Annotated in this window: 8 protein-coding genes; 2 read left to right on the top strand and 6 right to left on the bottom strand. The window is 61.7% G+C overall.

Annotation, left to right across the window (positions count from 1 at the left end; all coding sequences use genetic code 11):
- Positions 1–46 precede the first annotated feature (46 nt).
- A complete protein-coding gene (locus E4T63_RS21715; protein WP_135296433.1) occupies positions 47–4,123 on the top strand; it encodes a neuraminidase-like domain-containing protein in 4,077 nt (1,358 codons plus the stop codon).
- Positions 4,116–8,453, top strand: coding sequence for a hypothetical protein (locus tag E4T63_RS21710; RefSeq protein WP_135296432.1), 4,338 nt, complete (start codon positions 4,116–4,118; stop codon positions 8,451–8,453). Before E4T63_RS21715 ends, E4T63_RS21710 begins: the two co-directional genes overlap by 8 nt.
- Here the strand turns inward: E4T63_RS21710 and E4T63_RS21705 are convergent.
- From E4T63_RS21705 to E4T63_RS21680, 6 genes are read right to left on the bottom strand one after another with little or no spacing between them, the layout of a single operon-like run.
- Positions 8,450–9,781 (bottom strand): DUF58 domain-containing protein, encoded by a 1,332-nt coding sequence (locus E4T63_RS21705; RefSeq protein ID WP_098965292.1) that lies wholly within the window; start codon positions 9,779–9,781, stop codon positions 8,450–8,452. The genes E4T63_RS21710 and E4T63_RS21705 overlap by 4 nt on opposite strands.
- Positions 9,778–10,779 (bottom strand): AAA family ATPase, encoded by a 1,002-nt coding sequence (locus tag E4T63_RS21700; RefSeq protein ID WP_007965902.1) that lies wholly within the window; start codon positions 10,777–10,779, stop codon positions 9,778–9,780. The genes E4T63_RS21705 and E4T63_RS21700 overlap by 4 nt, the downstream gene beginning before the upstream one ends.
- Complete coding sequence (locus E4T63_RS21695) at positions 10,776–11,939, bottom strand: DUF4350 domain-containing protein (protein ID WP_098965290.1); 1,164 nt, start codon at positions 11,937–11,939, stop codon at positions 10,776–10,778. The genes E4T63_RS21700 and E4T63_RS21695 overlap by 4 nt, the downstream gene beginning before the upstream one ends.
- On the bottom strand, positions 11,936–13,483 hold the full coding sequence (locus E4T63_RS21690; protein ID WP_098965288.1) for a DUF4129 domain-containing protein: 1,548 nt from the start codon (positions 13,481–13,483) through the stop codon (positions 11,936–11,938). The genes E4T63_RS21695 and E4T63_RS21690 overlap by 4 nt, the downstream gene beginning before the upstream one ends.
- Positions 13,470–14,447, bottom strand: a complete 978-nt coding sequence (locus tag E4T63_RS21685) for a stage II sporulation protein M (RefSeq protein WP_098968447.1) — start codon at positions 14,445–14,447, stop codon at positions 13,470–13,472. Before E4T63_RS21685 ends, E4T63_RS21690 begins: the two co-directional genes overlap by 14 nt.
- Positions 14,444–15,169: an RDD family protein gene (locus E4T63_RS21680; RefSeq protein ID WP_098965287.1), complete on the bottom strand. Its 726-nt coding sequence runs from the start codon at positions 15,167–15,169 to the stop codon at positions 14,444–14,446. Before E4T63_RS21680 ends, E4T63_RS21685 begins: the two co-directional genes overlap by 4 nt.
- Positions 15,170–15,241: the final 72 nt, after the last annotated feature.

Genomic DNA, 15,241 nt, shown 5'->3' with positions numbered 1-15,241 from the left:
CCGTGTTGGTTGACGCAGCGTTCACCTCAGGATGCAGGACAAGACCATGACTCAACGCAATCTGGCTCCATTGTTGGAAAAACGCCGCGCAGCACTGGTCGATTACTGCATCGGTCAGGCTGCCAGGACCCGCTACGCCTTCGTGAAAACGCCGCAGGATCTGTTCGAGCTGTTGCGCATGGACCCGCTGGACAACTACCCGGTGCAAAGTTCGTGGGTCGCCGAGGCGACCAGTTGCGCGCAGCAATTCATTCATGCAGCGTATCGCAAGCTTGAGCCGGGCTACAAAAACAAGGCTTTTCCGGCGCAGGACCTGAAACTCTGGGAGCTGTACAGCAATTACCCCGACTGGGCGGCGCTGTCCTTGATTTCGGTCTACCCGGAAAACTTCATCAACCCCTTTGTGCGGCAGCGCAAGACCCGCCTGTTCAAGGAACTGGAAAATGACTTGAATCAGGCGCGGCTGACCGGCGATTCGGTGCAGCGTGCCTCGCAGCAATACCTCAAGGCATTCGAGCAGACCTGCAACCTGGATGTCATCAGCGCCTGTCTGGATGGCGACTCGGCAAGCGATGCCACTTACTATTTCGTCGGCCGGCAGCGGGTGCAGCCGTTTCAGTATTTCTGGCGCAAGGCCGACATCGAGCTCACCGCTTCCGGCAATCCGGTCAACCCGGCGGCATGGAGTGAATGGCAACCTGCCGACATTCCGGTGGGGAACAGGGTTCTGGATATGCGGCCGCTGTTTTGGGGCGGGCGCTTGTGTCTGGTGTGGGCTGAGTGGCGCGACCCGGTGGGTATCAAGGGGAGCGAGGGCTACTTGGCCCCCAGACTGGATATCAACCTGGCGTTCATGAGCCAGAACGCAGAATGGTCGGCACCGCTGAGCTTGTATAGCGCTGATCAGGACACCAACAACAGCGACAGGAGCCTTGATTCCCGGCTGATTGCAACAACGTTTTCCGATGCAATTCACCCCAAGGGTCGCCTGGCCGTATTGCTTATCAGCCCGGCGGGTCTGAGGGTGAGCACCACCCGTGATGTGTTCTTTCGTCCGTTGCCTGAAGACGACGGCAGCTGGCTTGTATATCTGGCCAGTCATCGCTTCACAGATGTCCTGACCTTGCAGCATGCACTGACGCCGAAAAATCAGCCGGTGGTCGAGATCAAGAGTGAGACATCGGGGGATCTGACGGCTTATTACGGGCTGCAGGCGGTGTTTTCGGAGGTAGGAACAGACGACTTTCTGTGGGTTAGAGGCCTGTGCCGGGCGCGGTCTCCGGTTGGAGATGAGAAGGTCGATTTTACCTTGAAGCTGAACAATCCGGCCGGGGATGACCCGACAGAAACCAAAGCCCAGCAGCCCGTCGCGGGTGGTTGGGCTACTGAGTGGATGAAACTGCAACGCGCGAAAGGCGGATTTACCGGGCTGGCCGAATTTACCTTGAGCGGCACAGGCCAAGGCAGCAAGACCTTTACAGTCTCACTCACCAAGATCACCCGTTTCGTACCACCGACTCTGGAAAAGAACGCGTTGGATGCGGCGCAGTTCATCGGTTTCAGGCAGCCCGGAATGTTGCAGCGCGCGCGCTTGAACTCGCTGTTCGGCCCGGAGCTGGTGCAACTGAGCAATATTTCCGTGGATGCCGTACTCGACTGGGAGACCCAGTTCCTGACGGAGCCGCCTCCAGCCGCGGGCCCGATCGCCGAGCCGAACGGGGCGTTCGACGGGGCCAACGGTCTGTATTTCTGGGAGCTGTTTTTTCATCTGCCGCATCTGGTGGCGGCTCGACTGCGGGCCGAGGATCGCTACCTGGAAGCGCAAAGCTGGTCCCATTACGTGTTCGATCCGCAAGATTCGCGAGACCCGGAAAAACCAGGGAATGCGCCACCGAGGCCTGAATACTGGCGTTGCCGGCCTTTGGCCGCTGTGGGGAATGTGGGCGTCGAAGCCTTGCTGCCGACCGATCCGGACGCGATTGCCTATGCCGCACCCCAGCACTACCAGATTCTGGTGTTCACCGAGTATGTGAAGAACCTTGTGGCGTGGGGCGACTGGTACTACCGCCAGCTCACTCGGGATGCCTTGGTGGCGGCGAAACTGTGTTACGTGCAGGCGCAGTTTCTGATGGGCAAGCCGCCTTCCGCCCGGGCAGTAACCCGTTGGCAAGCGCAGACGGTAGAGGCCTTGCTTAACCAGAGCACGAGCCGCCCGGCGCTTGAGCAGTTCGAGCAGGAGCTGCAGTTTTCCCTGGCTGACATTCCTCCAGCCGCCGAAGCGTCACCGTTGATGGGCCTGCTGGCGAACGAGTCGTTCAAACTGCCGATCAATGAGCAGTTGCTTGAGCTGTTCGACTTGCCGGGGCAGCGCCTGAGCAACTTGCGCAACAACCTGACCCTGGACGGCAAGCCACTGGACGTTCCGCTGTTCAGCCCGCCCACCGATCCCAATCAATTGTTGCGCGATCTGGCCGCTGGCGGGGTGGGCATGCCACGGCCGATGGGCGGACGTCTGGTGGTGGGGGCCTTTCGCTGGCGCGTCAGCTACGAGGCGGCGCTGCGCGCCGTGCAGACACTGCAGGAGTACGGCAGCCAGGTATTGCGTCTGCTGGAACAGCGCGATCGGGCGGAACAGGAAGAACTGCAGCAAGAACACCTCAAGGAACTGGGCGACTACGCCCGCGCGGTTCAAGAGCAATCCATTGCCCAGCTTGAAGCCAGCCTCACGGCCCTCGGTCAGAGTCAGGCCATGGCCCAGCAACGGGCCGATCGATACAAAGCCTGGTACGACGAACACATCAGCGATGCCGAATACCAGATCATGGACAAACTGGCGATGGTCAAAGGGATCAACACCGGGCTGCACGCGATCAAGTCTGTAGGCGCGGCATTGGCGGCTCCGCCGAACATTGGCGGCACGGCTGTCGGTGGGCATCGTTTGGAAAAAGCTGCGGATGCTGTGGTCTTTGGTCTGGAAATCAGCGCGATGCTGTTGCAGATCGACGCGGATAAACAAGCCATCACCGAAAGCTACCGCCTGCGCCGCAGAGAGTGGGAGTTGCAACGAGATCAGGCACTGGCCGAGGTCGGGGCAATCGCCGAGCAGATCACTGCGCAGACATTCGCCCTCGATGCCGCCAGAACGAGTCTGGAGCAAACCCTGCGGGCCAACGGTCAGGCACTGGCGCTCTACAACTACCTGAAGAAACGCGCGACCAACGCAGAATTGTTCGGCTGGCTGCTGGGCCAGCTCAAGGCCTTGCACTATCAGGCTTACGATGCGGTGGTCAGTCTGTGCCTGAGTGCCCGGTCGTCATTGAGTGCGGAAACCGGCGATTACGAAACCGCTGAGGCCTTGCCGCAGGTCTGGCTGGACAACCGTCATGGACTGACTGCCGGTGAACACTTGCGCGAGTACCTGTTGCGCATGGATCGTCTGTACCTGCAAAGCCATGAGCGCCGTCTGGAGCGGGTCAAGACCATTTCGCTGCGACGACTGTTCGATGACAAGGTGGATCCGCAGACGGGATTCTCCGACTGGACCCAGGCGCTGGCCGAGTTGATCAAAAAGGGCGTGCTGGAGTTCCAGCTGACGCAGTTGTCATTCGATCGCGATCACCCGGGCGAGTATTGCCGGCTGCTCAATCTGGTCGAGGTCGACCTGCCCGTACTGCTCGGACCTTATCAGGATGTACAGGCGACGCTGCTGCAGGTCGGCAGCATGACCGCTACCCAGGGCTCGGCGCGCTCGGTCGAGTACCTGCATCAGCCGGCGGGCAAGGTGGCGCCGGTCGAGGTGCTGTTCAATCTGCGCAGTGGCCAGCAGATCGGTTTGTCCGTGGGGATCGCCGACACCGGCATGAACGCCGGCAAACCGGACGAAGGCTTGCTCAACCCTTTCGAGAACACCGGCGCGATCTCGCGCTGGCAATTGCACTTTCCCTGGCCGCAGAGCGAGCGGCAGGCGCCGATGCTCAAATCACTCACCGACATCATTCTGCGCGTCCGCTACACGGCCAAGGCCGGTGAGCCGACGTTTACCCTCGCTGTCAAAGATCTGGTCACCCGGGCGATCACGTCCCGCCAGTCAGGCAATATCAAAGGAGCAGGCCATCATGGTTGAACCCGTCATTCAGGCTAATGACAGTCTGGTGCTCAATGGTGATTTCCGTGAGGCCTTGAGCCATTGGGAAAAGGGGCCGGTTAACAGCCGCTGGGTTACGGTCGTGGGCGAGCCGTACGAAGGCACACAGATCAGGATGCTTTCAGTAGCAAACCTTGCCTCTGCCTTTCAGGAAATGACCGTACCTGTAACGCCGAGCGCCGGAGCCAGGTATGTGCTGAGTTTCCTGTATGAAACGCGGCATACCGAAGCGGGCCGCATGATATTCACTGATGACAGTGGAGCCACCCTTAGAGAAATCCCGTTGCCGCCCGGCAGCCCTCGTAACCTTGAAGAGGACCAGGCACGGATCACTCAAGGGTTGCCGCTGGAATTCAGACCGCTCAAGTACAACGCCGAGCTCGATCTGCCGTTGCAGCGCCAGGACAAGATTCGCGTCACAGTGGTCGCTCCGGGTAATGCTGATCCCGAGGACTATAACTCTCTGGTTTTGGTTACCCGCATTCGCCTGGGCGTGGAACTTGAGCCCGCGCGGATGCAGACGGTGAAGGTGGACGCGGAGCAATCGTCATCTGGCAAGCTGGTTCACCTCTGCCTGGGCGCGGACGGCAGCTTCCAGCACCAGCTTGCGTTCGTACCCGACCCCGACAGCCCCTGGCTGCACACCAAAGCTGCATTGGTGAGCGATGACAATCCACAAGGCGCGGTTTTCGCAACGCCTGACTGGGGCGTCGATCAACCGCTGGACTCACCGTGGATGCTGCAGTGCCCGCTGATCGGTGCTCAGGATCCTTACCTGTTCACGGTGCAACTGGTGAACCAGTACACCGCCGAGCCGTATTCGATGCAGGTCTCGCTGGGGCATCACCGGCTGGTGTTCCGTGAGGTGCTGGAGGCCGCGTATTTCCCGGTGCTGGAGTTGACGCAATCGGTGCGTCTGGGGGTACGAGTGGCCTCCTGGTACACCGGTCAGTTTCTGGCCGGGCGCACGGTGACCTGGACCACCGAAGGGCTGGGGGTGCTGAGCACGACACCGACCGACGCCGAGGGCTGGGCGTATTTCGAGTATCTGCCAACGGCTGCTGGAAAACGTGCTATCCAGGCTTCGGTGGCAAGCCCCTACTATGCCAGTGGGGTGGAAACCGCGACGCTGGACGTTCAGGTGCTGGCGACCGATCCATGGAAGGACGTTCTGGCGGTGGTAGACAGCAACGCCTTGCCCTGGGCGCAGAAGACCGGCTATCCCAACCGTGGCTCGACCTATCAACTGAGCGTTCGGGTGCCTGAAGTGTTACGTGGTTCCACGATGGCACTGCGTTGGGATGGCGACAGCGCCGCACAGTTGGGCGTGCAACTGCGCCCGGAGCTGGAAGCCTCGATACCTGTAGGCACAACAGACCTGAACTGGGAGTTGATCTGCCAGGACAAACTCGACGGTCGCTTCCACTTGCAGTTGCTGTGTTCGAAGCTGCTGTTGCCTTCCAACAGAAAACCGATGTCACTGGCCCGCAATCTGGTGCGCATTGGCGACGTTCAGGAGGCCAACAAATTTCCCGTGGTGGACGAAGGCGAAAGTGTTCTGTTGCGGGTGCAGGTGGTGCATGTGGTCACCGGCGGCAACGGCGATCCGGTCAACAATGCACGGGTGGACTGGCAGACTCCCGAAGGCACGATTGCCACCCGATCGGGGATCGGTGGCTGGGCCAGCGTGTTGTATCAACCGAGCCGCGACGGTGAGCTGGTGGTGACCGCTCGCGTGCGGGCGCATGACGAAGCGGTGCCGGTGGAGCGACCGTTTGCAGTGAAGGCGCTGCAGAGCAGCCCCTGGAAAGGCAAGATCAAGATCCTGTTTGACGGCAATGAGGTTGACCTGACCGAATTGGGCTTGCTGTGCTGGCGCGGTGAGCCGCACACCTTGCGGATAGAAATCACGCCCGGCAGTCCGCTGAATGGAGAGATGGTCACGCTGCAATGGCGTGGTGAGCCGCCGGGGAACGGCTTGATCGTCTCGGATATCGACAAGCCGTTGAGGCTTGGGCCATTGGGGCTGGAATGGCGCTTCAGTTCGCAGGTCGCGTCGAGTACCAGCAGCCTGTTCAGCCTGACCTTGAGCAGCCCCGGACTTACCGCGCCCCGGGAGTTGTTCGGTCGGCTGATCTCCACAGAGCTTATGGATGAACTGACGTTGATGCTGGATCAGGTGACTGCGACAAACGCCAGTCAGAGAATGTTTCCTTGCATCGGGGCCACGCACACCTTGCGCTATCTGCCCAATGCCTTGAGCCCGCTGGTGGGTTTGCAGGCAACGCTGGTGTGGCAAGGCACCCCGGCTGATGACCTGGAAGCGAGCATTGAACCGCCACTCGATCAAGCTCAAAAAATCAGTGACGGTGGTGTTGGCTGGAGTCTGGATTTCACCTCGAGCAAGGTCTCCGGCGCCTTTAGTGTGGGGCTTTTCTTGTCTGCCCTGGATCGCTCCATGAGCACCAATCCGATGCAGCTCGCTCACAACAAGCTGCGAATCGAAGACTGGCGTGAGTCAGCGGTTGACGCCGTCATCGGCAAGGATAAAGCCTGGAGCTGGGTCAGGGTGGTTTCGGCATTCACCGGGCAAGCGGTGGCGCAGGTGGCGGTGCAGTGGAAATCCGCTGACAGTTCAGACAGCGTCGTCAGCGACGAACTGGGCTGGTCCGGGTTTGGCCTGGTGCCGAGCAGTCACGGTCAGCAGAACGTCGTGGCCAATGTGCACAGCCCGTTCGATGGCTATGAAGAGCAACGTGCCCTGTCCTTTACGGCGCTTGCCCGTAACCCTTGGGAGGATGTACGGGTGCGTTTCGATGGGCATGATGAACATCCATGGGGCAGTCACACGTACTTTCCGCGCCGCAATGGCTCACATGCCATCGAAGTACTGCTTCCGGATGGCAGCCCGTTGTTCGACCAGGAACTGACCTTGGGCTTGACCGGCACCGGCCCTGCGGAACTGGGTCTGAGTTTCGAACCTGCGCTCGGCGCATCACGCCTGCCCTCGGCAATCGGTTTGCGTTATTCCCTGCGTTGCGCCGACCTCAAGGACGGTGGCTTCGCGCTGCGCCTGGGAGCGGAGCGCCTCGCCAGCCTGTCACCGGCCAATGCGATGTCGCTGGGGGCGGGGGCACAGGTGTGGAAACTCCTCACCAGTAGTAGCGTTCAGCAAGTGGTGGAATGGGAGCAGGAACTGGTCGAGCAGGTAAAAGTGGTGTCGTCCGTTTCCGGTCAAGGTATCGCCGGGGTATTGGTGACCTGGCGCAACGAGGATCTGGGGACGGTCACCAGTCTGACCGACTTTTATGGTGTCGCCATTGTGCGCTTCAAACCGCAGACGCCGGGCGTGGCGGTATTGACGGCTACGGTGGGGGATGCGGTTTATTCGGAGTCCATCTCGATCTCGTATTCGCTGAGTGTCCCCCGCGAAATTGTCGACGTCGTGGTGGTGCCTGCGCAGGGATACCCCACTGAGGAAGTCGAGGCGATGGCTACAGTGATTTCGGCATTGACCGGCCTGCCTCTCGCAGGCATTGAAGTCATGTGGAATCTGCCGGGAGCAACGATTGCCAGTGCTCAGAGCGACGCCCAAGGCAGAGCACGGACAACGTTTAAATTGCCATCGCGTAGTGGTGTTCTGGAGGTCATGGTGCGTGGTGGTTTGGGCGGCTGGGATTCTGCTCAGTCGTGGGTCGAAGTCATGGAAGATGAGCCGGTACTGGTGGAGTTACACTCGGATGCATTGAGCGTCTATCAGGGAGAAACCTTACCAATATGGGCCCTTGTCAAAGGTCGACATTCCGGGGGGGCGTTTGAGCAAGCGTCCGTTTCCTGGAGCCTTGGTTCACAGATCATTGCACCTTCCGTGACGCAGGTGGATGGCAAAGCGTATCTGATGGCTGTACCCATGGTAATCGGTGACATAACGCTTACGGCCAGCATCCTGGCGGAAGTCGAAAGCAGCCTGAATCTGAACATCAAAGTGTTGGATCCTGCTTCGCATCCTGACCATGCCACGATCAGGGATTTGCGCGAATTGAAAAATCCGATTGACGCGGGCTCGGTTGCGCAGTTCAGAGGCACCGTGGTTTCAAGTGTTTCCGGCCAGCCATTGTCCGGGCGAGAGTTCTATTTCAGCATGAACGGCGAAGCCTTCAAGCTAAGCTACACAAGAGCCAACGGAGAGATCATCGCGGAGTACTGGGCTCATGAGCCGGGTGTGGTCAGCTTTAAAGTGGAAGTTCGAAACCCCGTTGGTCAACCTGAAAAGGCCTCTGCATCTGTACTGGTAATCCGGCAACCCTAAATAACCCCTGCGCGCTTCCATTCCAGGTAACGATTGACCAGCCTTATGCTCAATTCGTCAGGGCGCACATCCAGCACCTGAACTGCATGAGCATTCAACTGCTCATGCAGCTCGGCCCGGGCATTGAGGTAATCCACCGTGCCGCAATAGGCCAGTGCTTCGGGCAGCGTTTGTACCGGGGCATTGCGCAGGCGGTCGAGTGCTTCCTCGCGCAGGCTGACCACCAGCACTTGATGTTGCAGGCTCAGACGTTTGACGCTGGCGAGCAGGTCTTCGGTGTCCTCGTCACGCAGGTTGGTCAGCAGCACGATCAGCGCCCGGCGTTTCTGCCGGGCCAACAGCTGGCTGGTCGCGGTTGAATAGTCGGCAGGACGCTGACTGCTGTCCAGATCATAAACGGCGTTGAGCAGGACCTTGAGCTGACTGGAACCCTTGATCGGCGCGAGAAAACGCGGTTGCGCGACGGCGAAGGTGCTCAGCCCCACGGCATCGCCCTGACGCAGCGCGACATGGCTCAGCAGCAGACACGCATTCAGCGCATGGTCGAAATGCGACAGCTCGCCATCCTGGCTGCGCATTTGCCGCCCGCAATCGAGCATGAACATGATCTGTTGATCACGCTCGTCTTCATACTCGCGGGCAATCGGCGTGCGCTGGCGGGCTGTGGCTTTCCAGTCGATCTGGCGCAGGCTGTCGCCTTCGCGAAATTCGCGCAACTGATGAAATTCCTGACCCTGCCCGCGACGCTGGCGCTGGCGCACACCGAGCTGGCTGAGCCAGTTGTCCACCGCCAACAACTGCCCACCGTAGAGCTTTGCGAAGTCCGGGTAGACGCGGATCTCGCCGCTCACGGCGAGCAGGCGTTTGCCTGTCCACAGACCGAACGGGCTGGGCAGGTTGATTTCGCAATGCTCGAAGCTGAAGTGCCCGCGCTTGAGCGGGCGCAGACGGTAGCCGACCGCGCTGAATTGCCCGGGTTGCAGTTCAATCGCCAGCGGCAGGTTTTCGAAGCTCAGGCCCTGTGGCACGTGGTCGAAAATCTCCACCGCGACCGGCTCGATGAAGTCATGGCTGAGCTGCAGCCGCACCTCGCTCCAACGGCCGAGTGCCAGGCTGCCGGGCATCTGCCGCTGGATGCGCGGCGAGGGCAGGTTGTTCAGGCGCAGCGCATCGATGATCGCCAGCACCAGCAGGGCCAGGAGCAAGCCCCAGTTGATCGACAACAGCGTGGCGGGTACGTCGATGTCGAGGGCTTGTAGCGTGCCCAGCAGCGTGCCGACGGCCAGCAGAATCGCGAGCCAGATCAGCAGCAGGCGTGACGGTTTCACAAGCGCGGCGCCGGCACTTGGTCGAGCAGTTGCTGCAGCACCTGATCGACCTGCAGACCTTCGATGTCCAGCTCCGGCGCCACTCGCACCCGATGGCGCAGCACCGAGAGCGCGCAACCCTTGATGTCATCGGGAATCACGAACTCGCCGCCGCGCAGCAACGCGCGGGCGCGAGCGCAACGCACCAGCGCAATCGAGGCACGCGGTCCGGCGCCGAGGGTCAGGCCGGGCCAGGAGCGGGTGCTGCGCGCCAGCCGCACCGCGTAATCCAGCACTTGATCGTCAATCGGCAAGTCGCTGGCGATGCGTTGCAAGGCCTGCACGTCCTTGGCTTGCAGGACCGTGCGCAACGGCTGCACGTCGAGCATGTCGGCGCGGGTCGAGCGGCTGACCTGACGCACCATGTTCAGCTCTTGCTCGGCCTCCGGGTAATCCATGCGCACTTTGAGCATGAAGCGGTCAAGTTCGGCCTCCGGCAGTGGATAAGTGCCTTCCTGCTCGATCGGATTCTGGGTGGCGAGCACCATGAACGGCTGGGCGATCGGCAGCGCCCGGCCTTCGAGAGTGACTTGCCGTTCCTGCATCGCTTCGAGTAACGCCGCCTGGGTTTTCGCCGGTGCCCGATTGATCTCGTCGGCCAGCAACAGGTTGGTGAACAACGGCCCCTTGCGCAGCTTGAACTGTTCGGTGTGCAAGTCGTACACCGCATGGCCGGTCACATCGCTGGGCATCAGATCCGGAGTGAACTGGATGCGCGCGAATTCGCCGCCGAAACAACGCGCCAGCGCCCGCACCAGCAAGGTCTTGCCCAACCCCGGAACGCCCTCGAGCAGCACGTGGCCGCCGGCGATCAACGCGGTCAGCACATCGTCGATCACGCTGTTCTGGCCGATCAGGGCCTTCTGCAATTCACCGCGCAGCGCTTGCGCCAACTGGCTGGCACGCTGGCGTTGCTGGGCGGCGTGGCTGGCGCTGCCGGGCTCGATCTGTTCACTCATAGCGTGTTCCTCAAGGTTTGCAGGTGGGCCACCTGGCGGCTGAAATCAGCGCTGCTCATGCGCTGTTTCGGCACCGGGCTCAGGGCCTGACTGATGGCGCGGGTCGGCTGACGGGTCAGGCGCGACAGCACCAGCCATTGCTCGGCCACGTTCAATTGGTCGAAGCCGGGATAGCGGCGGCGGGCGCGGCGCAGCACGTCCTGTTGCAAAGCTTGCAACAGCGTGTGCTGACCGTTGTGGCGCAGGATGAAATCGGCACTGGCGCGCAGGTGTTCCTGCAACTGCCGGCGGCCACTCGGGGCGGGTGCCTGCAGTGGTCCATGGCGCACAGCAACGTGCCACAGGCCGAGGCCGATCAGTGCCAGCAGAGCGACGATGGCTTGCGGGAAGTAACGCCAGAGCAAGGTCAGCAGACCGTCGTGTGCGGTGTTGAAAATCAGCGTGACGTCGGTGTCGGCGCTCAGGTACCAGAGCAGCCAGGCGTTGTCGTGCTTGCTGATGGCCGGGGTTTTCCACAGTTCGGCATCGGTGACCACGGTGATCGAGCCGAGGCCGTACGGCAGTTGCATCATGTGCGTGGCCTTGGCGCTGTTGGCCCAGGCCTGGGCGAGATTTTTCGGATCGTCCAGATGGAACGCGGTGTCGAAACCGGCGTAGGCCGGCGCGTCCTCATCTTCCAGGTAGAGCTTGGTCAGATTCGGGTACGGATCATCGGCCAGCTCCGCCGGCGGCTCCTTGAGGTCCTTGCTCAGGGACTGGTGCAACTGCACCCGATCCAGCAACAGATCATCGCTTTGTCTGGCCTGCTTGTCCCACAGCGCTTCGGCCACGAACACCAGGCGCCCACCGGCGCGGGCCCATTTCAACACCTGATCGACCTGCCGCGGGGTCATGCGCGAACGTTCGCCGAACAACAGCAGGGTGTGCCGACGCGGATCGATGTCGGGCAGCACCGCCAGCGTTTCGGCGTGGCTGACGTTGAGGCCGCGCTCGCGCAAAAACAGTTCTGCCGCCAGATAAGGATTGGCCTGCGCCTGGGGCGAGGGGCCGTGATCGATCACTTCCTGATAGGGCCGCGCCTTGAGGTACAGATAAACGCTCAACGCCGCGAGCAGGGCGACCATCAGCCCGCCGAGCAGCCACGCGTTGCGCCGGTTCAAGCGCGCGCTCCATGCTCGAACAAGGCACGCCAGCCGTCACACAGTTCCTGTTGCAGATGTGCCGCCGGCACGCGGTGCCCGTAGGCCATGTTCTGCCAGTGCAGCGTCAGGGTGCGACTGAACGCCAGCAGTTCCGGGCGCTGCAATTGCTCGACCCGCAGCAGCACCTGATGCTCGGTGTCGGCAGGTTTCAAGGTCAGGGCAAAATCGTGCAGCAGACGGCTGAGCAAGCCGCGATACAGCAAGCCCAGCGCCGCGCGCGGCTGGGTCTGCCAGAGTTGTTCGGCGCTGGCGGCGATGTCGTCGGGCAGGGTTTGCGGGCTCAGGTCCAGGCCAAACGCTTGCTGCGGTGCAGGTGGCCTGATGCGGGCGCGCAGCTTCGGCCGACGGCTGACGAAGGTGCGCAGGAACTCGCGATAGCGCCAGATCAGCCAGCCCACAGCGGCGATCAACGCTCCCCACAACAACACTTCAATCAGGCCGGCCAGCGCATTGAAGCGCTGACTGTCCAGCCAGCCGAGCAGGGTTTTCAGCCATTGCGGCGCCTCACCGGGTTTGGCTTCGGCCGGGGCTGCCGGATCGTCGCCAAAGCGATAGCGGGTCACGCTTTCCTTGTTCTTGAACGGTGGTTGTTCGAGCAGCGCCTTGATGCTGTCGTGCGCAGCCTGACTGGTCAGCGGTTGGTGCAACAGGCGGGGTGCCTCCGGTGCGCTGGCGGGATCGGCTGCAGCCCATACGGGTGGCACCGCCGGCAGCAAAAGACAGACCGTCAACAGCAAACCCAGAGCGCTGCTGTTCAGGCGCTGGCGCAAACGGCGGAACACCAGCTCGATGTCCCACGCTTCCAGTGCGGTGCGCCGGTTCAAATACAGGCTGAAACCGCAGGCGACATAAATCGGTTCCCAGACCACCAGCACCAGCGCGTAGAAAGCGTTGGTCAGGTGCTCCAGCCAACGCCAGTGGTGATCGGCGTCGAGGATCAGCGATTGCCAGTCCCAGTCGGTTTCGATCTGCTGTGGCAGCAGCATATAGAACAGCACCATCAGACCGATCCACAGTGCGGTCTCCAGATGCATGCCGATGATCGTCAGCCATTGCGCGGCGCCGGCATTGCGTTGCAGCAACACCTGCAAGCGTTGCTGACGGGCCGTGCCGTCGAGACCTTCGAGTTGCACCACCGGCAGCAGGAAGCTGCGACTCAGGCTCAGCCGGCGCCAGGTCAGGCTGGCCAGCAGTTGCGGCTTGAGCAACCGTGGAAATTCGCGCAGGGCCTGTTTCAGTGTCGGTGTTTCGCCGAACAGGGCTTTGGACAGGATGTACAGCGGCAGGCGTTCGTAGGCTGGTTTCAGCCACCAGAAAATGAATACCGCCAGCGACGGCGAATCCCATAGCAACAACGTCAGCACCGCGAACAGCGGCAGGGTGACGATGGCCCAACTGGTCATCAGCAGGCGTCGATGCTGCTGGCTCATGAGCACGCCCAGGTCCATGGCTTCCCAAGTGCTGCGCGGGCGGATCGCCACGGTGGCGTCACTCAGGCGCATGGCGTGTCCTTCCGGCGAACAGCAGATAGGCCGCTACTGCGAGCCACAATGCGGCACCGACCGCATATTTGATCGGCGGTGTGACCCCGGTCTTCGACGACCAATACGCTTCGATGAACGCTGCGATCAGTAGGAACAGCATGACCCCACACACCAGCAGCACGCTTTTGCGCGCCGCCTGCACCAGCGCTTCACCACGGGTCAGCCGCCCCGGTGCGATCACTGCCCAGCCGAGCTTTAGCCCCGCCGCGCCCGCCAGGGCAATGGCGCTCAGCTCGAAGGCGCCGTGGCCGATCACGAACGACCAGAACGTCTGGCCAAAACCGATTTCGGTCAGGTGCCCGGCCACCGCGCCGATGATCAAGCCGTTATAGAACAGGAAGAACGCGCTACCGACGCCCAGCAGCAAACCGCTGGCGAAAGTCTGAAAGGCGATGCCAATGTTGTGCATCACGTAATAGCCGAACATCACCCAGTCTTCGCTGGCCGCCCGTTCGGCCGAGCGCCCGAGGTGCCCGGCCACCGGGTCGTACATGCTCTGCATGTCGCGCACCTGTTCGGCGGGGATCAGGTTGTAGATCAGTTCGGGAAAGGCATACACCAGCAAGGCAAAGCCGATCAGGCTGCCGAAAAACACCAGACCAGCGGCCAGCACAAACGGCCATTCGGCACGCACCAGTCGAGGAAAGTCAGCGAGGATGAAACCCAGGAGGTTGGCGCCGAATCGACGGCGGTGCCGATACAGCTGCTGGTGGCCGCGCAACACCAGTTGTTGCAGCGAGTCGATCAGAAAACTGCTGTAGCCACGCGCCTGTGCCAGCGCCAGATGCTGGCAGAGGCGTCGATAAGCCTTGGGGAAACTGGCTGCCTGCGAGGTGTCCTTGCCATGTTCGAGGCGTTCGAGGGCCAGGGTGAAGCGCTCCCATTCGGCCTTGTGGCGAGTTTCGAAAAGACTCTGCTTCATGTCGGCCCCAACAAGCCGCAGGCGATACCGTTGAGTTCGCTGACCGCTTTGGGCGCCGAGATGTGCAGCGGTTGGGCGAGCAGCGCGGCCAGCTCATTGACCCGCGCCGGCGACAGTTCAGCCTGACGTTCGGCGAAGGCGAGCAAGGCGCGTTGTTCGCCGAGGTTGAGCGGCACGGGCGAGCTGCGTGGCTGGGCGTCAGGTAACTGCGGGCGGAGCAGGGCGCGTTCGCTGTAGACCACCAGGGTGCCGGCTGCGATGTCGCCCAGGCGCTTGAAGGTCGGGTGTTGCAGGCAACTGATGGCGCCGAGGAAATAACCGAACGGCAGCAGGTCGACAAAACGCAGCAGGTTGCGCAGCAGCGAGGCCGACCAGCCGATCGGTGTGCCGTCATCGTGGATCACCCGCAGGCCCATCCATTGCTTGCCCGGCGAACGGCCCTGACGCAACACTTCGAACAGCACCATGTACCACCAGCTGACGGCAAACAGCAGCAGCGAACCCAGACCCATGCCGAGCTGGCCGAGAAACGCCAGCAGCAGAAACAGCACGCCGAGGATGGCCCCGCGAATGCCCAGGTCGATACCGAAGGCGAGGCTGCGCACCATCAGACCGGCCGGGCGCAACGGCAGGTCGATGCCCTCCGGGGTTTCCACTTGATAGCGGGTATCGAGTGGCGGGTTCAGCGGTGCTTTCCGTGGCAGTGCTGTGTTCTCGAGCATGGGCTACCTGATGGGGCCGGATCGGGATGCGAAGTCGGTCCGATGCTAGCAGCCTCTTGGGGGAAAACGACA

The sequence above is a fragment of the Pseudomonas fluorescens genome (assembly GCF_004683905.1).
Taxonomy (GTDB): domain Bacteria; phylum Pseudomonadota; class Gammaproteobacteria; order Pseudomonadales; family Pseudomonadaceae; genus Aquipseudomonas; species Aquipseudomonas putida_A.
This window is presented reverse-complemented; position numbering and strand designations above follow the sequence as displayed.